This window comes from Luteimonas sp. TWI596, assembly GCF_039674105.1.
Lineage (GTDB): Bacteria > Pseudomonadota > Gammaproteobacteria > Xanthomonadales > Xanthomonadaceae > Luteimonas.
On the sequence record NZ_JBDJMU010000008.1, the window covers coordinates 144,940 to 171,157 of the forward strand.

A 26,218-nucleotide genomic window follows, 5' to 3' on the forward strand; every position below is an offset into this window, starting at 1 on the left:
GCGCGGTCACGCGCGGGGCGCGCACGGCCCTCACCCGGACAGGAGATGGCCGGGCAGGTCTTGTGCGGACGTGCGGATCGTCATCGGCCCCCCTCCCAAGGTGCCTTGCATGGCGCGGCGGTCATTGCGGCGACCGGCTGCCGCATGAGTCGCGGACCACCAGCACGGGACGCAGCAGCGCGTCGTCGCCGGGCGGCGCGCCATCGACATGCGCCTCCAGAGCCACGAGCGCCTTGAGCGCGCGCGCGCCGAGTTCAGCGATGTCGACGCGCATCGTCGTTAGCGCCGGGTGAACGTAGCGTGCAAGCGGGATATCGTCGAAACCAACAACTGCGACCTCATCGGGTGTGCGGACGCCGCCCCGTCCCAGCGCGTACAGGCAACCGATCGCCATCATGTCGTTGGCCGCAAACACCGCGTCGGGGCGTGCGTCCATCGCCAGCAACGCCTCGCCGGCCCGGTGTCCGGAGTCCTCGTCGAACTGGCCCTTCAGCTCCCAGGGCGCGTGGCCAAGGTCGGCCGCGGCCAGGCCGTCGCGATAGCCACGCAGACGCTCACGCGCATCGTCGTTGTCGTCGGGACCGGTGATGAAGGCGATGCGGCGGTGCCCCGCGGCAGCCAGATGGCGGACCATCTCGCGGGCGCCACCATAGTTGTCGATGCCGATCGAGCGGTAGGCGCTCTCGCCCGCGGCGTTCATCAGCACCAGCGGCAGGCTGACGTCGACGTTGCGCTCCAGGAACTCCGCGTCGTGGACATAGGGTGACATCAGCAGCAGTCCGTCGACACGGCCGCGCATCGCCCGCAGCGCCGCGCCCTGCGCCTCGGGGTTGCCGTGGTAGCTCGACACCAGCAGGTGCAGTGCCCGCGTGCGCGCGACCTGGTCGACACCGCGCATCAGCTCGGAGAAGAACTCGCCATGCAGGTCGGGCAGCACCACGCCGACGGTCTGCGTGCGCCGGCTGCTCAGGCTGCGCGCGGCGTGGTGCGGGCTGTAGCGCAACTGGGCCGCCGCCTCGGCCACCCGCCGACGCACCGCCTCGGCCACGTTCTGATGACCGTTGAGGGCGCGCGACACAGTGGCCACCGACACGTTGGCGGCCTTCGCGACGTCCTTGATGGTGACGCTCATCCCCACTCCGCTATGCGCGATTGCCGCGGAATGTAAGCGTTTTCATCGGCGCGTGTAATGCTGCAACGCAACAGATGCCCGGCGCGCGGCGGATGCGTGACGACGCGTGGCCTGTCTCCTGTTCGTGCGTTTCTTGGCCTCGACACCCGAGCGCCACGACCTGCGATCGCCCATGGAACATCGGGACGCTGGACATGGCCGGGGCGCTGCGCGTACCCTGTTGCCCAGCAACCCCGGCCCCGTTCCGCCGCGGCGGCGCGTCGCTCCAGACGCCAGCCCGCCCGCGGTCGTCGCACCGGTCCGGGTCCGACGCCTTCCGATCTCCGCGCCTGTCAGCTGCAGACGCGCTTCGCGCTTGGCGTACGGTCCGAAGACGTCCTCGCAGCACCGTTGTCCCTATCGCGCCGGCCGATGCCGCGCACCCGATCGGACCCGCGCCGCAGTGGCCGCCGTCCTGTCGCCACGCCCTGCCAATGATGCCTCGCCAGTGATCCCGCTCCCGAGCGACCCGATGGGGCCGCGCCCCGAATGAGCCAGCCCGAGACCGCGCCCGCGGCCCCCGGCCCCTCGCCCCAGCAGCAGGAAATGCCGCTGGCGCTGGTGCATGGCCAGCCGGTGCTCCAGATTCCCCAGGATCTGTACATCCCGCCGGACGCGCTCGAGGTGATCCTGGAGGCCTTCGAAGGGCCGCTCGACCTGCTGCTGTACCTGATCCGTCGCCAGAACCTCGACATCCTCGACATCCCGGTGGCCGAGATCACCCAGCAGTACGTCGACTACATCGGCGTGATGCAGGAGCTGCGTTTCGAGCTGGCCGCCGAGTACCTGGTCATGGCCGCGATCCTGGCGGAGATCAAATCGCGGATGCTGTTGCCGCGGCCGGCAGTCGAGGAAGGCGACGAGGGCGACCCGCGCGCCGAGCTGGTGCGCCGGCTGCAGGAGTACGAACGCTTCAAGCAGGCGGCCGAGGACATCGACCGCCTGCCGCGACAGGACCGCGATACCACGCCGGCACAGGTCGCGCTGCCCGAGCGCCCGGTCAACCGCGAGCCGCCGCAGGTGGAACTGCGCGAAATGCTGCTGGCCCTGCACGACGTGCTCAAGCGCGCCGAGTTGTTCACCGGGCATGCGATCCGGCGCGAGGCGCTGAGCGTGCGCCAGCGCATGGGCGAGGTGCTGACCCGGCTGGCCGGCGGCGCGTTTCACCGCTTCGAATCGTTGTTCGAGCCCGAGGAAGGCCGGCTGGGCGTCGTGGTGACGTTCCTGTCGATCCTCGAGCTCACCAAGGAACGCCTGCTCGACATCGTGCAGGACGCGCCGCTGGCGCCGATCTACATCAAGTCGCTGGCCAGTGCCGACGGCGAGGCACCGCCGACGCGCTTTTCCAGCGAGTTCGACGACGACGTCCCCGACCCGCCCCAATCCTGACCCTTTCCGGATCCTACGACCGTCCCGATGGACCAGACCCTGATCAACCGCATCGTCGAGGCCGCCCTGCTCGCCTCCACGCAGCCGCTGACCGTCGCCCAGCTCGGCGCGCTGTTCACGCTCGACGAGGCGCCGCCCGACGACAGCCTGAAACAGGCCCTGGCCGAGTTGCAGGCGGCCTGCGCCGAGCGCGGCGTCGAGCTGGTGGAGCTGGCCTCGGGTTGGCGCTACCAGGTCAAGCACGACGTCCACGGCTGGGTGGCGCGGCTGTGGAGCGAGCGGCAGACCAAATACACCCGCGCCACGCTCGAGACACTGGCGCTGATCGCCTACCGCCAGCCGATCACGCGCGGCGAGATCGAGCAGGTCCGCGGCGTGGCCACCAACAGCAACATCATCAAGGCACTCGAGGAGCGCGAGTGGATCCGCGTCGTCGGCCACCGCGACATGCCTGGCCGCCCCGAGCTGCTGGGCACCACCAAGGCCTTTCTCGATTACTTCGGCCTCAAGCGGCTCGACGAATTGCCGCCGCTGTCCGAGCTCAAGGATTTCGCCGAGCTCGACCCGCAACTGCGCCTGGCCGGCGCCGAGAGCGACAGCGATGAGGGCGCGCGCGACATCGGCGGCATCGCCGGGCATGACGACGCGCCCACCCCCGCCTCCACCGACGAGGCCGACGCCGACAGCGCCACAGCGCACGAGGCGTCGGACGCCACACCCGACCCAATGGACGAGGCCCCGGTCTCGTCGCAAGACGCACCGCAAGACCTTCCGCCGGACGCCCCGTCCGACGCCACACCTTCCACGATTCCCGACGAAGACCCCGCCCTCGCCGCCGACGGCGACAGCGACCGGAGCCCCACATGACGCAGCAACGCAACACCGAAAAACCCGCACGCACCCTGTCGCTCAAGCGCGGCGAGACGCCCGACGCCGAGGCCGCACCGCGTCTGGAAGAACGCCTGCACAAGGTGCTCGCGCAGGCCGGGCTGGGCTCGCGCCGCGCACTCGAGCAGCGCATCGCCGACGGCCTGGTCAAGGTCAACGGCGAGGTCGCACAGACCGGCATGTCGATCAAGGGCGGCGACCGCATCGAGCTCGACGGCAAGGTCTTCGTCGCCAGCGCGCTGACCGAGCCGGCGCGCGTGCTGATCTACAACAAGCCCGAGGGCGAAGTCACCACGCGCGAAGACCCTGAAGGCCGGCCGACGATCTTCGATGCCCTGCCCGCACTGAAGGGCGCGCGCTGGATCGCGATTGGCCGCCTGGACATCAACACCACCGGCCTGCTGCTGCTCACCACCGACGGCGAGCTCGCCAACGCGATGATGCACCCCTCCTACGAGGTCGAGCGCGAGTACGTGTGCCGCGTGCGCGCGCCCGAGGGCGAGGACACGGTGTCGGAAAAGATCGTCGACCGGCTGCGCCGCGGCGTCGCGCTCGAGGACGGGCCGGCGAAGTTCGACGAGATCGAGCGCATCGGCGGCACCGAATCGCACGACTGGTTCCAGGTGCTGCTCAAGGAAGGCCGCAACCGCGAGGTCCGCCGGCTGTGGGAATCGCAGGGCTGCCAGGTCAGCCGGCTCAAGCGCGTGCGCTACGGCCAGGTCGTGCTGCCGCAGCCGCTGCTGCGCGGCCAGTCGCAGGAACTGCCCGACGCGCAGGTCGAGGCGCTGCGCAAGGAGCTCAAGCTCGAGGAAGGCCCGCCGCCGGCACTGACGCTGCAGCCGGTGATCGGCCAGCGCAAGGCCGCCAAGTCGACAGTGCACCTGGGCAGGGGCGGCGCCGGCAAGGCCTACGTCAACGGCCACACCAGCGGCGCCGACGAAGGGCGCGAGCTGCGCCGGTTCGACCACGTGCGCGAGGATCGCGGTCGTGGCCGTGGCGGCCCGCGCAAGCCCCATGGCGGCCTGACTGTCAGCGGCGACGCCGCCGCCAAGCAGTCGCAGAAGCCGTTCAAGCAACGCGCAGACAAGGGTGCGCGCGCCCTGCCCGAGGGCAACCCGGCCGCGTTCCGCACCTGGTATGTGCCCGATGGCGTGGAGACCGGCCCCAGCGGCCATCGCAACGCCGACGGCCGCGGCCCCAAGAAGCCCTACGGCGGTGCCGGCGCGAAGAAGCGCGGCCCCGGCGGTCCGGGTGGACAGGGTCCCCGCGGCGGCGGCCAGGGCCCCTGGTCCTCCAAGCCGGCCGGTGCCGGCGCAGGCCGGCCGCGCGCGCCATATGGCCACCCCGACAGCGCCCCGACGTTCCCGTCCGACCACGCCAACCCCGGCAGCTTCAACCCCAACGCCGGCCCGCGCGGCCCGCGTCCGGGCGGCAACCGCGGCACGAAGGGCGCCGGCGCCCGGGGGCCAGGTGGCGGCAATCGCGGACCGGGTGGACCGGGCGGTGGTCGCGGCCCCGGCGGTCGTCCGCCCGGCGGCGGCAACCGCGGTCCGCGCGGTGGCGGTCGCTGAGGCCAGTCGCCAACATCGTGTCGAGCACGGGGCCTTCGGGCCCCGTGTCGTGTCCGAGCATCGGGTCAACGTCAGTAACCAACGCGCCATAGGCGTGCGTGTCGCCCTCCCCCGCTTGCGGGGCATTGCGCCCTTTCCGGGTGGGGGTTGGGACGGGGGGCCAGCTTTCCAGGCAAAGCCCGTGCCCCCACCCGACGCGCGCTGCGCGCCGGCCTCCCCCGCAGGCGGAGGAGGCGAAGAGCGTTGTGCGTCATTTCTCCATGCGCGACTGGAGCGCCCCACGCGCACTACTACGCGACCGGAACGCCCTTCTCCCTCCCCCGCTTGTGCGGGGGAGGGTTGGGGTGGGGGCAGCTTCCCTGGGAAAGCCCATGCCCCCTCCCGACGCGCGTTGCGCGTCGGCCTCCCCCGCGTGCGGGGGAGCGAAGAGCGTTGTGGGTCGCCTTCTCCATGCATGGCTGAAGTCTTCCACGCACACCACTCCGGACACCTCAGCGACCGAATCACTCTTCTCCCTCCCCCGCTTGCGGGGGAGGGTTGGGGTGGGGGCGGCTTCCCAGGGAAAGCCCCCGCCCCCTCCCGACGCGCGTTGCGCGCCGGCCTCCCCCGCATGCGAGGGAGGCGAGAGGCTTGTCAGGCGTCGAGAATCTCGAAGCGGTCGGCGTCGAGCATCGCCGGGAAGCGTTCGCGATGCGCGGCCAGTTCCGAGGCCAGCAGCGTCGTGGTCGAAACGACTTCGGCGTCCGTGCATTCGCTCAGCGGGGTGCCAAGGAAATCGAGCACGGCGCTGTTGCCGCTGTAGTCCAGACCGTTGCCGTCGCGGCCGACGCGGTTGACGCCCACCACGTAGCACAGGTTCTCGATCGCACGTGCACGCAGCAGCGTCTTCCACGCATAAGCACGCGCCGCCGGCCAGTTCGCCACGAACAACTGCAGGTCGAAGTCCAGTTGTCCCGGGCGCTCGACATCGAAGCGGTTACGGCAGAACACCGGAAAGCGCAGGTCGTAGCAAACCTGCGGATTGATCCGCCAACCTTTGAGTTCGACCGTCAGCCGCGCCCGGCCCGGCGCGTAGCGCTTGTGCTCGTTGGCGTAGCGGAACAGGTGCCGCTTGTCGTACCACTGCAGTTCGCCATCGGGCGTGGCCCAGAGCATGCGGTTGTAGACGCCGTCGCCGTCGCGCAGTTGCACGCTGCCGGTCACGGCCGCATCGAGCGCGACCGCCTGCGCGCGCATCCAGGCTACGGTGGGCCCGTCCATGTCCTCGGCCCGTTCGATCGCGTCGTTGCTGAAGCCGCTGGTGAAGGTCTCGGGCAGCACCACCAGATCGCTGATACCGCGCAATGGCGCGATCAGGCCGCCGTAGTAATCGCGATTGGCCTCCGGATCGTGCCAGATCGTGGCGCCCTGGACGATGGAAACGCGGAGGTTGTGCATGGTGCGGCCTTGTCGACGACCGCGACGCGGCCGGACTCCCGATTCTCGTCCGCGACGCCCGCCGACTCAAGCCAGGCGCTGCCGGCGCCTGCGATCACTCAGGCGCGGCGACGCGCAGTGGCTGCTCGGCCCAGCGCTCGACCGAGCCGTCGCGACCGACGATCTCCAGCCCCAGCCAGTACAGGCCCGGCGGCCGGTCGCGCAGATCGAGCGTCGCGGTGAAGGCGATGTCCGGCTGCCCGGGATCGCGCGACCGGCCCCGCAGGAAGCCGCCGACGAACGCGTTGCGCAGCCCATAGCGGGCGCTGGCGACGGGCGCCCCATCCAGGGTCACGACGACCGATTCGACACCGGTCACGTCCTTGATCGCCCAGCCGGACACCTCGACCTGCCCCGCCACGCGCGCGCCCGGTGTCGGCGCATCGACATGCGCCACGACCGGCGTCACGCACGCGGCATCCGGCACGGCGTCGCGATCGAGACGCAGCAGCAGGAACCGCTGCCCACCGCGATCGACGTTGACCACGCGCGATACCGGCAGGCTGCCCAGCCGCGCGCACAGCTGCTGGTAGCGCTCGAGCAGCGCGCTGAACTTCACGTCGGTCGCGCCGACCACCACCAGCGCCGGCCGCCCCCCCAAATCGGCGCGATCGTCGAGCTGCAGCCCCCACAGTTGCAGCTGCGGCGCGCGGCCGTGATGGCGGTTGAGCGGATGATCGAGCACGCGGATGTCCGGATCGCCCAGCGCGAAGCCGAGTTCGGCACCGATCTTGAAGTTGTCGGCGACCAGCACCGTGTCGTCGGGCATGTCGGCGCGCATCTCGCGCACCGCATCGGCCAGCTGGTCCCAGCCGGCGAAGTTCGACGGATACCACTTCAGCGCGGTGGCGCGCTCGCGCACCTGCGGCGACGACACCGCGACGTAGTAGCCATTGACCAGCAGAAACCCGGCGACCAGCGTGACCCAGGTCAGCGTCCGCAACCAGCGCGGCCAGCCGACCAGCACGAAGCCGGCCAGCGGCAGCAATGCCAGATAGCCCGGCAGCGGCCAGTGGAAGCTGACGCGCTCGGTATCGGCGACGAAGCCCAGCGCGAAGAACCCCACGACGATCAACACGCCGCACAGCGCGAGAAACCGCGCGGCATCGTCGGGCATGCGGCGCATGCGCCAGGCCGCGAGCGCGAGCACCGCGAACACCAGCGGCGTCACCAACCCCGCCTGGATCACCAGAAACTGCCAGCCGTCGAGGTGGAACGCCCACGGGTGACGGTCGACCATCTGGAAGCGCAGCCCGGCCTCGGCGTTGGCCAGATTCCAGGCCAGCAACGGCCCCCAGGCCGCGGCGCCGAACGCGATCGCGATCCACAACCGCGGGTCGCGCAGGGCCAGACGGCCGGACGGGAGCGATGCCAGCGCGACGATGCCCACGGCGATCACCGCGATGAAGCGGTAATGGCTCAACGCGCCCAGCGCCAGGCCGAGTGCAAGCAACAGCGACGCACCGTAGGTCACCCCCCGCAGCAGCCGCGTGCCGGCGTCCAGGCACAACACCGTCGCCAGCGCCAGCACCGCATCGGGCAACGCCATCACGCCCAGCGAGCCCAGCAGCGGCAGCAGCAATGCCAGACAGCCGGTGGCCCAGGCCACATCGGCGTCGAACTCACGCGCGGTCAGGCGCACCAGCAGCCACGGCACCAACGCCGAGATCGCGACAAATGGCAGGCGCACTGCCAGCAGCCCATCGCCGAAGAGCGCGGTACCCAAGCGGATCAGCCAGGCGGTCAGCCCCGGCAGATCCGAGTACGCCCAGGCCAGACGCTGCCCCTCCAGCCAATAGAACGCCTCGTCGACGAACAGCGGCAAGCGCATCGCGATGCCCAGCTTCAGCGCGACGACCAGCACCCACAGCGCAACGAACACCGTGCGCATTTCGATCCGCCGCATTGAACCCGACCTCGCTACACTCGGAAAAGAACGTCGCAGGGAAGACCGCGCATGCCCGATCCGTCCACGACCCGCGCCATGCTAACCGACGCACAGCGCAACGCCCTGTCGTCGGCACGCGCCCAGGTCAATCGTCTGGTGCTCGGCAAAGAGACCGCGGTCACCATGACCTTCGTCGCATTGCTCGCCGATGGCCACCTGCTGATCGAGGACCTGCCCGGCCTGGGCAAGACCACGCTCGCGCACGCGATCGCCGCGACCGTCGGGCTGGGATTCCAGCGCGTGCAGTTCACCTCCGACCTGTTGCCATCCGATGTCGTCGGCGTCTCGGTCTACGACGGCGCCGCGCGGCGCTTCGAGTTCCACGGCGGCCCGGTGTTCACGAACGTGCTGCTGGCCGATGAGATCAACCGCGCGCCACCGCGCACACAGAGCGCGCTGCTCGAGGCGATGGCCGAGCACCAGGTCACCGTCGACGGCACCACGCACGCCCTGCCCGACCCGTTCTTCGTCATCGCCACGCAGAATCCAGTGGACCTGTCGGGCACCTATCCCTTGCCCGACTCGCAGCTCGACCGGTTCTTGATGCGGCTCAACCTCGGCTATCCCGACCGCGACGCCGAGCGCGCGCTACTCGCCGGCGAGGACCGGCGCGTCCTGATCGCCGGCACGCTGCCGCAACTGGGGGAAGCCGACCTGCATCAGATGCGTGCCGCCGCCACCGCCGTCCACGCCAGCCCTGCGCTGATCGACTACGTGCAGGCGCTGCTCGCGCGCAGCCGCCACCACCCCGGCGTCCGTGTCGGCCTGTCGCCGCGCGCCGGGCTGGCCCTGCTGCGCGCGGCACGCGCACTGGCCTTGCTGGAAGACCGCACGCACGCCTTGCCCGACGATGTGCAGCGGCTGTTTCCGTTGATCGCCGCGCACCGGCTGGTCGCCGACGACGCCGGCGACGGCGATGCGCTGGCGACCGGCATCCTGCAGGCCGTGCCGGTCGACTGACGCGATGGCCGCCACCGGTCTGCGCCGCCGCCTCGAACGCTGGATGCGCCCGCGCCACGCCGAAGCGCTACCGGTCCGCATCGACCGCAGGCGCATCTACGTGCTGCCCACCCCATTCGGCGGCTTCGTCATCGCGCTGCTGGCGACGATGGCGGCCGGCGCGCTGAACTACAACAACAACCCGGCGCTGCTGCTGTGCCTGCTGCTCGGCGGCGCGACGCTGTCCAGCCTGTTGTGGACGCAACTGCAACTCAGCGGCCTGGAGGTGCGCGCCGTGCGCGGCGAGCCGGTCCCGGCCGGTCGGCCGATGTCGCTGCACGTGCACGTGGGCGCAGCGCCAGGGCGCGAGCGCCGCGGCCTGCGGGTCGATTGCGAGGACGCCGTCGCCGCGCCGCTGTCGCTGGACGAGACCGGCGGCGAGGCCACGCTGACACTGCCGACGCAGCGCCGCGGCTGGATGGCCTCGCCGCGCATCCGCATCTCCAGCACCCGGCCGCTGGGTCTGGCCCGCGCCTGGGCCTGGGTGCGCCCCGATGTGCGGCTGCTGGTGCATCCCACACCCGAGCCGCACGGCCCGCCGCTGCCGCGGGGCGCCGGCGAGGATGCACAGGCGCGCCTGCACCCGGCCGGCGACGACCTGCATCACCTGCGCGACTGGCGCCAGGGCGATGCGCGGCGCGCGATCGCCTGGAAATCCTCGGCCCGGCGCGATGCCCTGGTTGTGCGCGAGTTCGAGCGGCCGCAGGGGACCGACGTCGTGCTCGACTGGGCGACGCTGGGCGGCCTCGCTCACGAGGCACGCATCGGCCGGCTCGCGCGCTGGGTCGACGCCGCCGAGCGCGACGGCGTGCGCTCGCTGCTGCGCGTGCCCGGCCATCCGCCGCTCGGCCCCGACCGCGGTGCGCACCACCGCCAGGCCTGCCTGCGCGCGCTCGCATTGATGCCCGAGCGCCCATGACCCGCGCCACGGGCCAACTGTTGGACGACCGCGGACGCCGCCGCACCCTGCTCGCCGCGGCGGTCTGCCTGCTGCCGCTGCTGTTGCAGCTTGCGCTGCCGGTGGCGATCGCCGTCGCCGCGGTCGGCGTGCTGGTCACCTCGGTTTCCGGTCGCCGCCAGCTGCCGGCCTGGCTGCGCGGCGGCGCCGCCCTCGCCCTGCTGGGCTGGGTGCTCGCCCAGGCCGGCGGCACGGTGGGACGCGAGACCGGATGCGCCCTGCTCGCGGCGATGCTGGCGGTCAAGCCGTCCGAGCTGCGCACGCTGCGCGATGCCCGCAGCCTGCTCGGCTTCGCGCTGTTCGCGCCGTTCGCCACCTTCCTGCTGGATCAGGGCCCGCTGTCGCTGCTGCTGGGCCTGGCCGGCACGCTGCTGGTGGTGGTCGCCCTGCTCGCGCTGTCGGATGCGGAATCGGGCCTGGCGCCGGACAGCGACCGCCGCCGATGGACGACCGCGCTGCGGCTGATCGCGCTCGGCCTGCCCTTGGCGCTGGCGGTGTTCTGGTTGTTCCCGCGGCTGTCCACGCCCCTGTGGGGCGTGCCGGACCGCGCCTCCGCCACACCGGGGCTGTCGGACGAGATGGGCGCAGGCCAATGGCTCGACCTGCTGGCCGACGACGCACCGGCCCTGCGCGCGGCGTTCACCGGCCCGGAGCCGGCGGTCTCGCAGATGTACTGGCGCGGGCCGACGCTCACCGACTACGACGGCCGGACCTGGACGCGCTCACGCCGGCAGCCGCCGCCCACGCCGGACCTGGTCGTCCACGGCACGCCGACCTGGGACTACGAGGTCGTGATCGAACCGACCGGCCGCGACCTGATGGTCGCGCTGGATCTGCCCACGGCATTGCCCGACGGCGTGCGCGGGACGCGCGACTACACCCTGCGCAGCCCGCGCCGGCTCGACAGCGTCAGCCGCTGGCGCCTGCGCTCGGCGCCGCCGCTGCAGTTCGAGGCCGAGCTATCCGCACTCGCACGCACCGAGGCGCTGCGCGTGCCGGCCGGCCTGAACCCGCGCACCCGCGCGCTCGCCCGGCAGTGGCGCGCCGACACCCCCGACGACGCGACGCTGGTCGCGCGCGCGCTGGCCTGGATCGAGCGCGATTTCGCCTACACCCTGGACACCCCGCAGCCCGGCCGGCACGCGATCGACGACTTCCTGTTCGACCAGCAGGCCGGCTTCTGCGAGCACTTCAGCTCGGCCTTCACCGTGCTGATGCGCGAGGCCGGCATCCCCGCGCGCGTGGTCACCGGCTACGTCGGCGGCCGCCGCAACGCCTACGGCCACTACTGGCTGGTGCGGCGCATGGACGCCCACGCCTGGAGCGAAGTCTGGCTCGCCGGCCGCGGCTGGGTGCGCGTCGACCCGACCGCCGCGGTCGCGCCCGAACGCATCTACGACACGCTCGAGGACCGCCTCGCGGCCGGACGCATCGGCGGCGCACGCTTCGCACCGATCTTCGACCTCGGCGACTGGGCCAGACGCGGCTGGAACGATTTCGTCCTCGGCTTCGATGCCGACCGCCAGCAGACGATGCTGCAACGGCTCGGCCTCGGCGCCCTGGGCGCGAGCGGCCTGGTCGTGCTGCTCACCGTCGTCGCGCTACTGGCGCTGGGCGCGATGGGGTGGGTGATCGCCCGCAGCGAACGCGAGCGCGACCCCGTGCTCCGCGCCTGGCACCGGCTGGGCCGGCGCTATGCCCGCCGGGGCCTGGGCCGCCTCCCGCACGAGCCCGCCTCGGCCTGGGCGGCGCGCATTGCCCCGGCCACCGGCGACGCCGTCGCATTGGCTGCACTCACCCGCCGTTTCGTCGCCGCACGCTACGCTGCGGTCCCGGCCGACCCCACGCTGGCGCGCGACCTGCGCGCACATCGCCCCACCGCAACGCCCGCTGCGAAGGAGACCTTGTGATGAGCCCCGCCCGTCTGTTGCCCATCAGCGCCGTGGCGCTGCTGCTGGGCGCCTGCGCCTCGCAGCCCAAGCCGCTGCAGGGCGGCTTCGCCGAATCGCCCACGCCGCATGCCGCCGTGCAGGGCGACTACACCGGCACCGCGGTGCGCTGGGGCGGACGCATCGTCCAGGTCGAACCGCGGCCCGACGCCACGTGTTTCGAGATGATCGCCACCCGGCTCACCGCGACTGGCCGCCCGTACTGGGCCAGCGACGACACCAACGGCCGCTTCATCGCCTGCCGCGCCGGCTTCTACGACCCGGCGGTGTTCGAGAAGAACCGCGAAGTCACCTTCACCGGCCGCATCGCCGGCTACGACACCCGCCGGATCGGCGAGTACGACTACCGGTTCCCGCGCCTCGATGCCGACGTGGTCTACCTGTGGCCGGTACGCGAGACGGTCGACGTGCTGACCCGCCCCGCGCCCTGGCCGTGGTGGGGCTACTGGTAAGCCCGCGCCCGCGCGCTTACGCGGGCGTGCCGAAGCGCCCGAGCGGCGCGCCCGCGAGCAGATGCAGATGGATCTGGTACACCGTCTGCCCGCCGTGCTCGTTGCAGTTCATGACGATGCGATAGCCGTCCTTGTCGAAGCCCTGCGCCTTGGCATAGCGCGCGGCGGCGAGCGCGAGCCGGCCAATGACCTCCGGCGCGTCCTCAGGCACGTCGTTGAGCGTCGCGTAGTCCTGCTTGGGCACGAACAGCACATGCACCGGCGCCTGCGGGCCGATGTCGCGGAACGCGATCAGGTGCTCGTCCTCATAGACGATGTCGGCCGGGATCTCGCGGCGGATGATCTTGTGGAAGATGGTCATGGAGCCGTCACTCGTGATTCGCGATGGCGCAGAGCATACCGCTGTCGCGCCTTCGGCTCAGACCGAACGCATCCCCGCGCGTGGATCACGAATCGCCGATTTCGCTGCGGCTGCCGAACGCATGCGACAACGTGCCGCGATCGACGAACTCCAGTTCGCCGCCCAGCGGCAGGCCATGCGCGGGGCGGCTGGGCCGCACGCCGTGCTGGCGCGCGATCTGCGCCAGGTAATGCGCGGTGGCCTCGCCCTCGACCGTGGGATTGGTGGCGATGATCAGCTCGCGCACCTCGCCCTCGGCCAGCCGCGCGGCCAGCAGATCCAGGCCCAGCTCGCGCGGGCCGATGCCATCGAGCGGGCTCAGCCGGCCCTGCAGCACGAAGTAGAACCCGCGGTAGCCGGTGGCCTGTTCGATCGCCAGCCGGTCAGCGGGCGTCTCGACCGCGCACAGCGTCTGCGCATCACGCGACGCGCTGGCGCAAGTCGCACACACCGGCGTCTCGCTGAAGTCGCGGCACCGCGCGCAGTGGCCGATCTTCTCGACCGCCTCGGCCAACGCCGCGGCCAGCCGCGCACCGCCCTCGCGCCCACGCTCGAGCACGTGATAGGCCATGCGCTGCGCCGACTTCTGCCCAACCCCGGGCAGCACGCGCAACGCATCGATCAGTTGTTCCAGCAATGCGGACATGCGCGATGGACGCTAGAAGGAAGGGCCACGATGCGCACGCCGCACTGAGCCGCGGGCCACATCGGCGAACGGGGCGCACCCAGGCGCCCCGCCCTGGAGACCGCGGGTCTTAGAACGGCAGCTTCATGCCCGGCGGCAGCGGCATGCCGGCGGTGGCGCCGGCCATGCGCGCCTTCGATTCCTCGTCGACCTTGTTCGACGCGTCGTTGAACGCCGCCGCGATCAGGTCCTCGGCCATCTCCGGGTCCGACAGCACCGACGGATCGATGCGCACCTTGCGGCAGGCCTTGGCGCCGGTCAGCGTGACACTGACCATGCCGCCGCCGGCGCTGCCCTCGACCTCGAGGTTGGCCAGTTCTTCCTGCACGCGCTGCATGTTTTCCTGCATCTTCTGGGCCTGCTGCATCAGCTGGCCGATATTTCCACGCATCATCAAAGTCCTTGTTCGTCGTAGGGGCGAATGGAATCCGGCACCACGCGCGCGCCCTGTTGCGACATCAGGCGCTGCACGTCCGGATCGGAGAGGAAATTCTGCTCGGCCGCCGCCTGCAGCGCATCGCGCTGCTGCGCATTGCGCTCGTGCAGCGTCGGCGCGGTGCGCGCGGCCGCGGTCTCGAAGCGGATCTGCGGCGTCGCGCCCAACGGCCCGGCGAGCGCCGACGCCAACTGGTGGACCATGATCGGCGCCTTCAGGTGCTCGTCGGATTCGGGCAACGCCAGCTTGAGCACATCACCGTCGAGCGCGACGAAGGCCGCACTGGCCGCCAACTCACGCACCGGGCCGCGCAACGGCAGATCGGCCACGAGGTCCAGCCAGCCGTCGGCATCGAGCGTCATCGACGGCCTGGCCGCCGACGGCGCCGGTTCGGCGCGCGGCGCGGGCGCCGCAGGCGGCTCGGCACGCGGCGCAGGGCTAGGTTCGGGGGCAGGTGCAGCCGGAGAGGCCGGCGGCGCCTTGCGCGGCACGTCGATGCCCTGGCCGGCGGCCGCCATCGGCACCGCATCGACCGGTGCAGGCGGCGTCGGACGCGCCAGCATTGCGGCCTCGGGCGCCGGTGCGGCCGCCCGCGGCGGCGCGGACGCTTCGCCCAGCGCGGCCCGCGCCGCAGCCGGCCCGGATGCCCGGCCCTGCCCGGCCCCGCCGCCCGCCGGGGCACCGGCGTTGCCGCCTTCGGTCGGGCGGAACGCGAACATCCGCAGCACCGTCATCTCAAAGCCCGCACGCGGACTCGGCGCCAGGCCCAGGTCGCGGCGGCCATTGAGCGCCATCTGGTACCACAGCTGCACGACCTCCGGCCGCACCGACGCCGCCAGCGCATCGAGATCCAGGCCATCGGCCTCGATGCCGACCTCCGGCACCAACTGCCGGACCTGGATGCGGTGCAACGCTTCGGACAGCGCATCGAGCACGCCCGACCAGTCAGGCGAGAACTCGGCCAACGCCGCGACCTCGGCCATCAGCCGCGCGCCATCGGCCTGCGCCAGCGCCGACAACAGGTTGCCGACCCGCGTGCGGTCGACACTGCCGAGCATCGTCGCCACCGCCGCATCGGCGAGCGCACCGCCCTCGCCGCCCGCACCGGTGTAGGCGATCGCCTGGTCGAGCAGCGACAGCCCGTCGCGCAGGCTGCCATCGGCCGCCTTGGAGAGCTGCCGGATCGCCGCCGCATCCGCCGCGATGCCCTCGGCCTCGAGGATCCGGGTCATCTGGCCCTGGATCTGGTCCTCGTCCAGCCGCTTGAGGTTGAACTGCAGGCAGCGCGAGAGCACGGTGACCGGCAGCTTCTGCGGGTCGGTCGTCGCCAGCAGGAACTTCACATGCCCCGGCGGCTCCTCGAGCGTCTTGAGCAGCGCGTTGAACGCCGACTTCGACAGCATGTGCACTTCGTCGATCAGGTAGACCTTCACCCGACCGCGCGAGGGCATGTACTGCGCGTTGTCGATGAGCTCGCGCACATCGTCGACGCCGGTGTTGCTGGCCGCGTCGATCTCCAGCAGGTCGATGTAGCGCCCCGCGTCGATCGCCAGGCAGGTCTCGCACTCCCCGCACGGGTCCGACGAGGTGCCCCGCTCGCAGTTCAGGCTCTTGGCGAAGATGCGCGCGATCGTCGTCTTGCCGACGCCGCGGGTGCCGGTGAACAGGAAGGCGTGGTGGACGCGGCCGGTCTCCAGCGCGTTGGTCAGCGCACGCACGACGTGCTCCTGCCCGACCAGCTCGGCAAACCGCTTCGGACGCCACTTCCGGGCGAGGACGAGATAGGACATGCCGCTATTCTGCCACGGCCATCCCCCTTCCTTGTGACCGGGCCCCGGCCCAGCTAGAATGGCCGGCCCGCGGCGGTCCAGCCGTCGCAGCGTGCCGCCCCGCGGCCCGCGCGGGACAGATCCGGAGAGGTGTCCGAGTGGTTGAAGGAGCACGCCTGGAAAGTGTGTAAGCGTCTAAACCGCGCTTCGGGGGTTCGAATCCCCCTCTCTCCGCCAGACTCTGCAAACCCCTGAGAAATCAGGGGTTTTGCTTTTCTGGGCCTAGCAAGGGGCAGGACACAAATCGGGACACATCCCGATGAGAGTTCCCCATCACTTGATCAAGACGCCAGCGGGCTTTTCGTTCCGTCAGCGCGTGCCCGTCGATCTACAGCCCCTCTTGGGCTGCCGAATTCTCAAGCGAAGCCTTCGAACGCGCGAAATGCGCAGCGCCCAGGCTTGCGCCCTGGTCCTGGCCGCCCGCTATGCTGAGGTCTTCAGCGCCATCAGGAAGAACGGCATGGGCGAGAAGACGGGAGATCAATGGCTCCAGGAGCTTCGGGGAAAACGGCTTCAGGACTACACCCTGGAACGAGACGCCAATGGCACCCTGCGTATCCAGGCAGAACCAGGCGAAGACACCGAGGCGCTGACTCGCGCCATCGAGAGTATCGGACGGGTCAATCCTGCGTTCTTCGGCGCAGTAGCCGCCGCCCCAGCAGCCCCCTCCAAGCCCCAGCCCAGCAAGATCCTGTCGCTGATGGAAGCGCGTGATCTTTGGCTCAAGGCCATCGCCCCAGACACCATCCCCAAGACCTACAGCATCAAGAAGTCGGCGATTGACGGGTTCGTGCGCACGACCGGCCCTGACTATCCCTTGCCGAGCATCAACCGGATCGACCTGTCGAACTTCTATCAGTCACTGGCCGATGCTGGCATCTCAACCCCGACCCGAGTGAACAAACAGTCCTACCTGGGCGGCTTCTTCGACTGGTTGATTGCCGCTGGCTACTACACAGACAGCAATCCGGCCCGAAGCCATGTCTCATACGGCAATAGCGCTAAGCGAAAGCGGCGCAAGCTTGGCTTCAAGGCCTTCGACCTGAAGCAGATCAGCCTCCTCTTTGCCCCATCGGCCTTTGCCACCTTGTCACCTGCCGCGCGCTGGGCAGCCTTGTTGGGCCTGTATACGGGCGCCCGTGCCTCTGAAGTTGGGCAGCTGCTGGTGAGCGATGTGCAAACGGAGGGAGGGGTGGCCTACATCCATATTAATGACGACGGCGAGCACCAGCGCCTCAAGAGCGAGGCCAGTATCCGGACTGTCCCGATCCACGCCGACCTGATTGCCCTGGGCTTCGGCGACTATGTAGCCAGCCTGCCCACCTCAAGCCGCCTCTTCCCCCAAGCGAAGGCCAATGCCGTCAATGGCGCGGGGAACTGGATTTCCAAGGCCTTTACCCGCCACCTCGCCGAGCACGGGAAGACGTGGCCCAAGGCCAAGCGCGGTTTCCATTCCCTGCGTAAGACGGTCATCCAGCAGATGCAGGGCTTCGGTGTCGCCTCAGAAATGCGCGCCCAGATCGTCGGCCACGAGCTTGATGATGAGCACCATCCCGTCTACAGCCGGGAATTTACCCCGGCAGAAAAGCTCAATGGGCTGGTCACCCCTGAATTCAAGACAGCAGGGCTCTCATCCTTGAGCTTCAATCTTGAGCTCGCTGCACTGAAGAAGTTGCTGGGGTAGCGGATCTCCGCGCCAGGAAAATTACATGGAACGTCTAGGAGTATCTCTAACGGGCCAACATTGGCACTGACAAACGCCGCGACTATTGCGATCAACGCAAATGATGGTTTTATGAAAGCTCCCCCACGTTAGGAGCTTCATATGCCCTTAGAAAGAAAGCTGGCTATCGCAAGTCGAGTGCTATGCCCTTTGATTGCCCAAGACCGGACACGAGACACGCAAGAGCGGATCGAAGACATCATCCATGCCCTCGAAATTGCCGACGAGCTGATCAACCGATGCATGGCTCCAAAGCCCCCGGCTGACGACCACACCCTGAAACCTGCCGTCAGGGTCAGAGAAGCCGTGGTAGAACGCGACCAGGTGCAGCTTAGTGACATGATCTCAGAGCGTCGTGGCGCGGTGTCCAAGCCCACTCGCGGACCTACCTACCACTGAGTTTTCGAAACGAGGTTAGCTAAAGCCCCGGCTCGCCGGGGCCTTCGCCTGTATATCAGTGCAACCGTGCTCCAGGATCTCTGACAGGATTCATTACGAGCAAGGGGTCCGCTGGAATAGGGGCTTCAGGAGCGTCAATGGGCGCATCCTCCACCGGATATCTACGCAACAGCACTTCACTCCAATTCTCCAGTTGCGACAACGACTCGCCTGTTCGACGGTTGTAGTCTTCCTGGGCCTTGGTTCCGGTGGCTTCGTGAGCGCGTTGATACTCCTTGCGTCCCAGCTCAACAGCCCGAACCCGGCGCGCCCGACGACGCGACCAGTCTGAGCGATTCAAGAGGCCCGGCCTTGGGTTTTGGCTTTCGAAGTTCTCCAAGGCAAATTCTGCTTGGGCCAATACGTGCTGGGCACGATCTTCAGCTTTCAGCCTACGCTTGAAGCGTAGAGCGTCCCGCTTCAACTTCTTCAGTCGCGCGAGCAGTTCTTCCAAGTTGCCACGGAGCCTGGGCAATGTCCCATGAGCCGATATCAGAGCAGTGCTGTTGCGCAGCAATCTGCGCGTGAATTTGAGCTTCTCTCGAAGCGCCTCTATCCACGCCTCGGCCCACATCTCCAACACTTCCTTCAGGGTCTGCTTGGATGCTGTGGCCTCCGGTTGCCGATGAAGGGGCGCGGCAACCGCCTCAACCGTCATGACTTCCCTGGCCAGGTTACCCAGACGAGTCTCTCCACCAAGAGACAGCATTGGTTGCGTGGCGGGGATCAGTGGAACCTGACGCGAGCCAACCGGCACGGCTTGATCGGATGCGGCTTCCATCAACCTGCCCTCTTCTGCCATCTGAGCCACGGCGCGATCCCAAGCAGCGTTGTTGGCCTGATCAATCTCCTCATTGCCTTGGTTCAAATCGGTATCCACGCCTCGGCGGTGTAAGGCAGTGGCATCTTTTCCCATATGAATCCCAGGAATGCGGGAAAGCTCCGCTGCTGTGAGCTCATCCCCTTGCTCTGCGGCCTCAGCCGCTTGGTCCTTAAGGCTACGATGATCGACACGGGCCGAGACACCTGCAGCAGCAAGATGGGCATTGATGGCTTCCCCTACCATTGCCCGGATCCATTCGACTTCCCCTCGGCCTGAAGGGCCGCCATCCAGCTCCCTGGTCTTGTCCTTCAACCCGTCTGCGTCCATCCGCCTGGTCGTGGCTAGGATGTGGACGTGATAGTTGAGCCCGTCAGCGGTCTGCGGCTCATGGATGCTGGATTGGACAGCGAACCTGTAACGCTGGACCAAGCAGCGCGATATTTCAGCTGCCAGGTCTGAACGCTGCTCATTGCTCAATTCGTGTGGCAGAGCCACCTCGAACTCACGAGCAACGGTAGCGTCTTTGCGCCGCTCTGAAGCCTCGGCTGCAGGCCAAAGCTGCCGAGGATCGAAAGCCCAATCGGGAGCGTCGTCGGGAGCGAGGCAACGGGTCTCAACGACCCCGCCGCGCCTTCGGTAGTCGTGCCGGAGACCGGTGCGGCCATCGATGATGAGCAGGCCTGCGCGATAGGCTGCTGCAGCGGTGGATGCATGCCCTTGGGCACGGCTGAAGGTCTTTACTCTGGTGTGATAAATGGCCATTGATGCTCCTTGTTCCGGCCCCCGCACCTGCCTTTATGCCTACGATTTAGGCTTTGGCAAGCGCTTTTTTAGGGGGTCAAGGGGCACAGCCTCTTGCGCACGCATTGCCCAACGGGCAATGCCTAAGTGCGCTCTTGCTTGTGACTCTCGCGCTTAGTTTTAGCCCCGGGAGGCCCTATGCCCACCCGATATCAGCGAGCAACCGCGTAAGCCACAGCGGGGGAAACTTCCAAACCACCACAGCCACGCCCAGCAGCGGGGGCACCCAAGCCAGCGCATTGAACGTCCCGATCACTCTGCTCGCGAACGCGCGCCGTTGGCGGAAGGTACCTTCCAGATCATCAAGGCTTTCCGAGACACCACCGCCAGCCGAAGCGCGGGCACGCATACCAGCGAGCGCAGCCTCAAATGCCGTTGTCGTTGTTGCCATCTGCAAACGCACAGCTCTCGCTACACCGCTTACAACGAGAGCAACGATCACAGCACCCGCACAAACAAGCAGGTCATTGCCGATAGAGCTCCCCCCAACCACCGCAGCGACGGCTACAAGGGATATAGGTATGCCCAAGAACTTCGTGGCATTCTCTACTACCGCAGTATTCATCCGTCCAACAAAGTTTAGCTCGGCCTCGACTATCTCGCGCCGAAGCCCTTCAAACGAAATTCGATCCACCAGGCATTCAACGTCATACCGGAATCGACGTAGAACGCCTCCCCAGTGATCCAACAAAACTCCAAATCTAGCCTCTGCGGTAGGCTCATCTGCACACGCACCGGCAACCGCGAGCCGGAAAATGGCTTTGTACTCCTCCGTTCGAACCTTCCCCTTCCCACTCTCTGTTAAGAGATCGCTCAAGACAGCCAGATCAGGGAAATCTCCTTCGAGCATCTTCGCTTGGATGCGCGTAGTGATCTCAACCGTGACCGGAGGTGAACCGGACGAGGCCGGCTTCACGAACACTAGGTGTGATGGTCGCCCGGCCTCGGCGGCAAGGTCCCCACTCACACTTAACTCGCTTAGCAAGCGGATGAGCTCACAAAGATTCTTCAAAACGAGCAGCTCACGGTTCTCTTCCCCTAGCTCTTCGCCAGAAAAGAAATCAAGCGCGGCGATGTAGAAATTTTCAGGAAACTGGCCGCGATGTATTGACTCGCATCTAGCTACAAGATCATCCACTGATCCGTAGAAGCGCCCTGACTCGTTAACGGCGAGAGCCCAAGTGAACTCAAGCTCATCGCCGTCATAGTCAGGGCCGTCCGCGAAGTGACCAAAGCCTGCACCAAGCTCCTGACACCGCTGAACCGCGCTCCTTAATAGCTCATCTGCCGAACCCTCGAAGGAAAACCGCCCCCCTGAGATCAAGGGCATGCCCGCCGCTCGATAGAGTTTGACAACGTCGGAAAACATGATTACAGCTGCCCACGAGCGCGAAGCGCTGCTTCGATACTATCAACGGTCTCTGGCGGCAGGTCGGTCAGCATAAGACTCTTTCGCGCAGCGTCGTAGAGAAGTTCTGAATTGCTGGTACCGACTATACCCGTCTCAAACCACAGCCCCCAGTTCGCCTTCTTGGCGTTGATCCGGATATGCGGCCGGAGCGCCTGGCGGCTAAGGGAGAACTCTTCAGGAATCTGGCATTCGTCCGAATTAAGAAACACTTTCAGAGGATCGAGATGCTGGGCAAATGTGGGATGAACCTTCGCCTTCGCAGCTTGAACAACTTCGTCGAGCTTAACGACTTGGCTGCTATCGAGTGACTGCATGTAATCAACCACCCCTTGCTTGATCTCAGCATGAGAGTCAGCGATCTCCGGCACATTCCGTACGAACTGCTTGACGAACCTCAGCAATTTAGTGGTCAGCTGGGAAGAAGACGTTCCTTTTACGCAACCCAGCGCATCCACGAAATAGTCCGCGACATCCTCTCTACCCTTTCGATTCACAAAGCAGAGATAAGTCTTCTCCTCAGTCTCTGTAGCCTTCGTGCTTTCCGCATCGTCGTTTCCACTGGGGGCGCTAAGGTGAACTTGGTAGCGCGCCAAGTTGATGCGAGCAGCTTGATGAAGCTTAGACATGTCGATCTCTTTGATCTCCGTAGGTCGAAGATCCTCAGATAAGGTGATCGCGCCCTTCTGCTTGATCATTGCCACCAAGAGGAAATCTGAACCCTTGCTCTGGTATTGACCAAAGAAGATATGACCTCCCGTTGCCCCAGTCTTTTTCTCAGCCTGCTCGCGCAGTTCCTTCATAGCGACTAGCGAAAGATCCATCAGCAGCGTTGGACAGAACTCTGCCGCAAGCAGAGTTCGAACCGAACCTGGAAAGTCCCCCTCCCGATTGGCTGGGGCAAATTGCCCCCATAGCACTGCGCTGCCTTCCTTGCCGACGAGATCTGCCAACTGTTGGGCCAAGCGATTCACCATCTTGTCCGACACGTCTAGCGGATCATTGGCTTTCCGCACCGTCGTCATCGAGTCGTGCGCTTCCTTCTCCAGACTGTGAATCACAGCCCCCTTCAAAACATCCATTTCGCCCCCTGCTCCTCCGGCAAACCGCCGACCGGCCAATAGTACGGCAAGCGCAGCAGTCGAAAAACTATACCTACGGTCAATCTCATAGAGTGAGAGCCTCCCCGGTCCCTTGCTAGACCGGCAAAGTTCCGGGATCCGCCCTCCCCTTAGGTGTTGGCGACGGGGGAGTCAATCACGCCTGCGAGCAAAGGGCATGGATCCCGTATGGGAGGACTGCGACAGTATCGCTAACGGACAAAATAGTGGTTACCTCAGACCCTCCCAACTCGCCGATTACAAGGTCTGAGAGATCCATGCCTTCATCCTAGCGAACCACTCGTCCCGCTCAGATTCATTGACTGCAGTGCTTTTGAGCCAACGATCAGAGTGGCGCACGAAAGGAACCAGCCAGAGCGGGTGAACGACATCCCGCACTTGCACTTCCAGGCGATGAGTGACAACGCCTTTGTAGTTGTATTCCCCAGTGCGGATGGAGAGCACTTCAGCCCGCCGCAGGTAGCGCTCGCCCTTCACGGGGTCCCGAACCCAGATAGTGTCCCTGCCCAGGTCCAAGGCAATGTGGTCATGGGAAACCGTGGGCTCGAACTCTTCAGGCCTATGCTTCTTCAGTTTGGGCGTTCGGCGACGGAACAGCCACGGCAAGCCCCACAGTAGCGCAAGGGGCCAGAAGACCAGCTGCCCGAACAGCACCATCCCGAAGACTGCTCCGTCAGCCGTCGTGCCTTCTTCGAACACCACACCGCACAGCCACCAAAGCGCGAGACCGGTGATGATCCAGCGGATTACCTTGAACAAGGTCCACATACGAGCTTCCTAGCTTTGGTTGGCGGGCTTCAATTCAGCGACGGTCTACGACGGTCCAAGTGCCATCGACCTTGTCGATGACGAAAGTGCCGACAAGCTGCTGTTGCTCGGTGCGAGTGCCGATCTGGTAGCGGGCGGTTCCAGTGACACTGCACGCGTAGCCGGGACTGTCCCCACGCACGCACTCTCCTACCTTCAAGTGCTCAAACGTCATCGTCGTTCCCGTAACTTCTTTGAAATGCGCCGTCAGCGCCTTCTCAACATCGCCATTGCCGGGCCCACCAGAACAAGCCGCCAGCAGCACTGTTGCGGAAACCATCCAAAGCTTCTTCATGTGTGTTCCTTCAGTCGATGAGCAAGCAGTGCTTGCCCGGGTTGAGGCTCGCGCCAGGGAGCACTTCGCTATCGATCACTGACCCGGGCTTATTGATGACCACGACGATCTGGCTAGGCCGGGCGGACGAGTCCTCCTCACGCTCACCGAGGTAAGCCAAGGCAACGACTCCCCCGAAGTCGTAGACCTTGCCGAAGCCAACCACGCTATGCGCTTCCGGAGGCAGCAGAATGGGCTTGCCATCGAGCTTGATAGCGCGCTTGTAGTTCCGGCCTTCCACAGGTTCGATGCGGCCGATCCTGGTTCGGATGGGTCCAGTGGGCGTGGCGGAGCCATGACCCGTGGCCCAGACGAACTCGGAGACTTTGGGATGCCCTACCCCGCCCGCACTGAACTGGCCGCTCTGCAGTTGGCACGACAGGCTTTGCGCAGCCTCGGCAGAAGCAGCGAACGCCAGGAGACCCACCACTGCCCAGCACCTCATACCCATACGACAGCCTCCAGATTCAATTTTGCGTTGAACGCAAATGACCAGCTAAGCTTATGCGGTCAAACTCTGGAGAGTCAACGTGTTTGTTTCTACTGGATGCCCGCTCCTCAGCCCACGCCTACAACCCTTGGTCATCGCCTACGCGCTGCACGCGTGGCTAAGGGCTGGACCCAAGCCCAGCTAGGCGAAATGCTCATGGGCGTGGATGACTCAAACACGACGGCGCCTCGGATCAGCCGATATGAACGAGGGATGCACAAGCCAGACCTAGAGACCATCGAGAAGCTCGCAGGGCTTCTAGACCTTCCTGCGGCCTACTTCCTGGCGGCATCGGATGTTGTCGCTGAGGCCATCCTGCTGCTTTCTCAGCTTGACGCCAAGAAGCAGAAGCAAGCACTTGGGCTGATTAAGAGCCTGATAGACGCCTCATAGCAGCCGCAACGTACTTCTGAAATAGCTTCAACGATTACTACGCTACAGATGCACCGTTAGACCTTCACCTGCGATGGGCATGAAGCCCAAGGAGTGATCGTATGACCTGCGAGATAGTGAACGTCGGAAAGAGGCGAGACGGGGGAAGCCGATACTGGTGCCTATCCCATCATGCAAACGCCACCGCAAAATATGGCGTGGCGGCAGAAGAATGCGTGGCCGCGCATGACGCACCCATTTCGGAGAGTGAGTCTCTCGATCTAGAGGTTGACCGTTACGAGGGAGGGATAGCTCTTTGGGGGTCAGTGCCCGCGTCATACGACACTACCACCCTGCCCACCGATAGAGGCATCCATGTCCATGCCAGGCGCTTGGGCCGAGACTCAGTCAAGGACATCGACAAAACCTATCGAAGGCTGAGGATCCCATTCACGACAGACCTATTGTCCTCGGATTGGTTTGTAGTCGATGAGATCGACGCAATCAATTACATGGTGTCGGGGGTCTTCGGCTTTGGAACCATCAGTGTCCACTGCAGCCACTGCGGGTTCGCCCATCTCGACCGCGACTGGTTCGCAGTTCATCCTCACAAGAAGCATCAATGTCATGGATGCGGCCGACAGTTCTCCGACTCGGAAATCGCAATAGGAAACCCGCTTTCACAGCTGCGGAGCCACCTTGAGCCGGGCACGCGGTCCCAGATAGCTGCGCCGAGAACCATAAAGATACGCCAGCAGGACTACCCAGGAGGGATACAAATCTGGGGATCAAATCCTGCCATCCTTTGGACCTCCACAGCTCCTGAAGAAACCGGAATCCATCTGCATGCGCTAAGCGAGGAAGGCCAAGAGTGGCCCAAGGTGGACGACACGTATGAGTCTGTCGAGATAGATGGCATCGAGCTTGATGCCGAACAAGTGCGCTACTACATGGCGCAAACAGCGCTGCCACACATCGAAGGACGCGTCGTGGCTCTGTCATGCCCGCAGTGCGAAGAGCCTCACTTCGATAAGGGGAAGTGGGCATATACGCCCCACATTGACCACGAATGCCATTTCTGCGGAGCGATCTTCCAGAATCCGTCGCAGATCAAGAAGACGATATCGAACCCGTTTGTCGAGACACGAGCACGCCTTTCCAAGCATACGAATCGAATTCTTCGTGAAGACAAGCTAGGGTTGCGCCCCGAAACCATCTAGCAGGGTCACTTCTTTGGTGAAGAAGTCCACATCGATCTGTGGAAGATAGCCACCGAGCTTGCGCATCTCTTGATAGGCAAGATGCGCAGCTTCAGTTGTGATCAGTCCTTGGCTACAGGCTCGTTGCATCAACCCCAAAGAGCCGGTCACCAGCGACTCATGCCCGAGCCGCTTGATAGCCGCCTTCCGGGCCCGGCCGTCATCACAAGCGATCTGGCACTGGATGGCGGAGGCAATGAGGATGCACTCGGTCTCGCCATCACCGAGCCCCATATCATTCTTCGCCGCCAGAAATGCCGAATATGGGACCAATCCGTCGTCAGCAAGGGTCAAAGATCCCTTGGCAAGCTCCAGGTCCAACACTTCGGAGGCGGATGAAGCCTCATCTCTTACCAGGCTTCCGACTTGGAACCGTACACGGCGGTCTCAAGAATCAAGTGCAACACGTGATTTGAAGTCGATGATTTCCCTCTCCATCACCTGGGCTGGTGTTGCCCAGCCGAGCGTCTTGCGCGGTCGCCCGTTCATCA

The 26,218-nt window shown here is 66.3% G+C and carries 23 protein-coding genes, 1 tRNA gene and 1 pseudogene; 11 read left to right on the forward strand and 14 right to left on the reverse strand.

The genetic code is table 11. From position 1 onward, the window contains the following. Window positions 1-121: 121 nt before the first annotated feature. Window positions 122-1,132 (reverse strand): LacI family DNA-binding transcriptional regulator, encoded by a 1,011-nt coding sequence (locus tag ABE487_RS08370; protein WP_346445468.1) that lies wholly within the window; start codon window positions 1,130-1,132, stop codon window positions 122-124. Window positions 1,133-1,660: 528 nt separating this feature from the next. Between ABE487_RS08370 and ABE487_RS08375 the strand changes: the two genes are divergently transcribed. The 3 genes and pseudogenes from ABE487_RS08375 (at window position 1,661) to ABE487_RS08385 (ending at window position 5,019) form a co-directional block, all read left to right on the forward strand. Beyond that, entirely contained in the window at window positions 1,661-2,560 is a 900-nt protein-coding gene (locus ABE487_RS08375) for a ScpA family protein (protein WP_346445469.1), read from the forward strand. 27 nt (window positions 2,561-2,587) lie between these two features. Further along, window positions 2,588-3,133, forward strand: a pseudogene (scpB, locus tag ABE487_RS08380) (SMC-Scp complex subunit ScpB); the annotation flags it as partial. A 290-nt stretch (window positions 3,134-3,423) separates the two neighbouring features. Then, window positions 3,424-5,019 carry a pseudouridine synthase gene (locus tag ABE487_RS08385; protein ID WP_346451489.1) on the forward strand — a complete coding sequence of 532 codons (1,596 nt, stop codon included), beginning with the start codon at window positions 3,424-3,426 and terminating at the stop codon, window positions 5,017-5,019. A gap of 633 nt (window positions 5,020-5,652) precedes the next feature. Here ABE487_RS08385 and ABE487_RS08390 read toward each other — a convergent pair. Further along, window positions 5,653-6,456, reverse strand: a complete 804-nt coding sequence (locus tag ABE487_RS08390) for an amidohydrolase (protein ID WP_346445717.1) — start codon at window positions 6,454-6,456, stop codon at window positions 5,653-5,655. 94 nt (window positions 6,457-6,550) lie between these two features. Continuing rightward, window positions 6,551-8,401, reverse strand: a complete 1,851-nt coding sequence (locus tag ABE487_RS08395) for a glycosyltransferase family 39 protein (protein ID WP_346451490.1) — start codon at window positions 8,399-8,401, stop codon at window positions 6,551-6,553. 51 nt (window positions 8,402-8,452) lie between these two features. Here ABE487_RS08395 and ABE487_RS08400 point away from each other — a divergent pair, with 51 nt between their 5' ends. The 4 genes from ABE487_RS08400 to ABE487_RS08415 are packed head-to-tail and all read left to right on the forward strand — an operon-like array spanning window position 8,453 to window position 12,801. Next, a complete protein-coding gene (locus ABE487_RS08400; RefSeq protein ID WP_346445721.1) occupies window positions 8,453-9,403 on the forward strand; it encodes an AAA family ATPase in 951 nt (316 codons plus the stop codon). Window positions 9,404-9,407: 4 nt separating this feature from the next. Beyond that, window positions 9,408-10,361: a DUF58 domain-containing protein gene (locus ABE487_RS08405; RefSeq protein ID WP_346445723.1), complete on the forward strand. Its 954-nt coding sequence runs from the start codon at window positions 9,408-9,410 to the stop codon at window positions 10,359-10,361. Continuing rightward, on the forward strand, window positions 10,358-12,310 hold the full coding sequence (locus ABE487_RS08410) for a DUF3488 and transglutaminase-like domain-containing protein (protein ID WP_346451491.1): 1,953 nt from the start codon (window positions 10,358-10,360) through the stop codon (window positions 12,308-12,310). Before ABE487_RS08405 ends, ABE487_RS08410 begins: the two co-directional genes overlap by 4 nt. Continuing rightward, the gene (locus tag ABE487_RS08415; RefSeq protein ID WP_346449320.1) at window positions 12,310-12,801 is read left to right on the forward strand and encodes a Slp family lipoprotein; all 492 of its coding nucleotides are present in this window, start codon (window positions 12,310-12,312) and stop codon (window positions 12,799-12,801) included. Before ABE487_RS08410 ends, ABE487_RS08415 begins: the two co-directional genes overlap by 1 nt. Before the next feature lie 16 nt (window positions 12,802-12,817). On the opposite strand, the gene ABE487_RS08420 is transcribed toward ABE487_RS08415, so the two are convergent. From ABE487_RS08420 to dnaX, 4 genes are all read right to left on the reverse strand, one after another. After that, entirely contained in the window at window positions 12,818-13,162 is a 345-nt protein-coding gene (locus ABE487_RS08420; protein ID WP_337245526.1) for a histidine triad nucleotide-binding protein, read from the reverse strand. Between the two features lie 85 nt (window positions 13,163-13,247). Then, window positions 13,248-13,847, reverse strand: coding sequence for a recombination mediator RecR (gene recR, locus ABE487_RS08425; RefSeq protein ID WP_346445727.1), 600 nt, complete (start codon window positions 13,845-13,847; stop codon window positions 13,248-13,250). Window positions 13,848-13,956: 109 nt separating this feature from the next. After that, window positions 13,957-14,277 carry a YbaB/EbfC family nucleoid-associated protein gene (locus ABE487_RS08430; RefSeq protein ID WP_047136330.1) on the reverse strand — a complete coding sequence of 107 codons (321 nt, stop codon included), beginning with the start codon at window positions 14,275-14,277 and terminating at the stop codon, window positions 13,957-13,959. 2 nt (window positions 14,278-14,279) lie between these two features. Then, entirely contained in the window at window positions 14,280-16,112 is a 1,833-nt protein-coding gene (dnaX, locus tag ABE487_RS08435) for a DNA polymerase III subunit gamma/tau (protein ID WP_346452888.1), read from the reverse strand. Window positions 16,113-16,235: 123 nt separating this feature from the next. On the opposite strand from dnaX, the gene ABE487_RS08440 reads away from it, so the two are divergent. Together ABE487_RS08440 and ABE487_RS08445 are read left to right on the forward strand one after the other, a co-directional pair. Beyond that, window positions 16,236-16,328 (forward strand) — tRNA-Ser (locus tag ABE487_RS08440). An 82-nt stretch (window positions 16,329-16,410) separates the two neighbouring features. Continuing rightward, the gene (locus ABE487_RS08445; protein ID WP_071228017.1) at window positions 16,411-17,835 is read left to right on the forward strand and encodes a DUF6538 domain-containing protein; all 1,425 of its coding nucleotides are present in this window, start codon (window positions 16,411-16,413) and stop codon (window positions 17,833-17,835) included. Window positions 17,836-18,328: 493 nt separating this feature from the next. Here ABE487_RS08445 and ABE487_RS08450 read toward each other — a convergent pair whose 3' ends face one another. The 6 genes from ABE487_RS08450 to ABE487_RS08475 form a co-directional block, all read right to left on the reverse strand. Further along, on the reverse strand, window positions 18,329-19,897 hold the full coding sequence (locus tag ABE487_RS08450) for a MobA/MobL family protein (protein ID WP_346452789.1): 1,569 nt from the start codon (window positions 19,895-19,897) through the stop codon (window positions 18,329-18,331). A gap of 175 nt (window positions 19,898-20,072) precedes the next feature. After that, window positions 20,073-21,305 (reverse strand): hypothetical protein, encoded by a 1,233-nt coding sequence (locus tag ABE487_RS08455; protein WP_346452790.1) that lies wholly within the window; start codon window positions 21,303-21,305, stop codon window positions 20,073-20,075. 2 nt (window positions 21,306-21,307) lie between these two features. Further along, entirely contained in the window at window positions 21,308-22,426 is a 1,119-nt protein-coding gene (locus ABE487_RS08460; protein ID WP_322535654.1) for a nucleoid-associated protein, read from the reverse strand. A gap of 276 nt (window positions 22,427-22,702) precedes the next feature. Beyond that, on the reverse strand, window positions 22,703-23,233 hold the full coding sequence (locus tag ABE487_RS08465) for a hypothetical protein (RefSeq protein WP_346445733.1): 531 nt from the start codon (window positions 23,231-23,233) through the stop codon (window positions 22,703-22,705). Window positions 23,234-23,267: 34 nt separating this feature from the next. Next, on the reverse strand, window positions 23,268-23,567 hold the full coding sequence (locus tag ABE487_RS08470) for a hypothetical protein (RefSeq protein ID WP_346445734.1): 300 nt from the start codon (window positions 23,565-23,567) through the stop codon (window positions 23,268-23,270). Between the two features lie 10 nt (window positions 23,568-23,577). Further along, complete coding sequence (locus ABE487_RS08475; protein WP_346445735.1) at window positions 23,578-24,036, reverse strand: hypothetical protein; 459 nt, start codon at window positions 24,034-24,036, stop codon at window positions 23,578-23,580. Window positions 24,037-24,153: 117 nt separating this feature from the next. Between ABE487_RS08475 and ABE487_RS08480 the strand changes: the two genes are divergently transcribed. Then, window positions 24,154-24,489, forward strand: coding sequence for a helix-turn-helix transcriptional regulator (locus ABE487_RS08480; RefSeq protein ID WP_171953929.1), 336 nt, complete (start codon window positions 24,154-24,156; stop codon window positions 24,487-24,489). Window positions 24,490-24,590: 101 nt separating this feature from the next. Further along, window positions 24,591-25,688, forward strand: coding sequence for a hypothetical protein (locus ABE487_RS08485; protein ID WP_346445736.1), 1,098 nt, complete (start codon window positions 24,591-24,593; stop codon window positions 25,686-25,688). Here ABE487_RS08485 and ABE487_RS08490 read toward each other — a convergent pair. Further along, complete coding sequence (locus ABE487_RS08490; RefSeq protein WP_346452791.1) at window positions 25,662-26,048, reverse strand: hypothetical protein; 387 nt, start codon at window positions 26,046-26,048, stop codon at window positions 25,662-25,664. The genes ABE487_RS08485 and ABE487_RS08490 overlap by 27 nt on opposite strands. Window positions 26,049-26,218 lie beyond the last annotated feature (170 nt).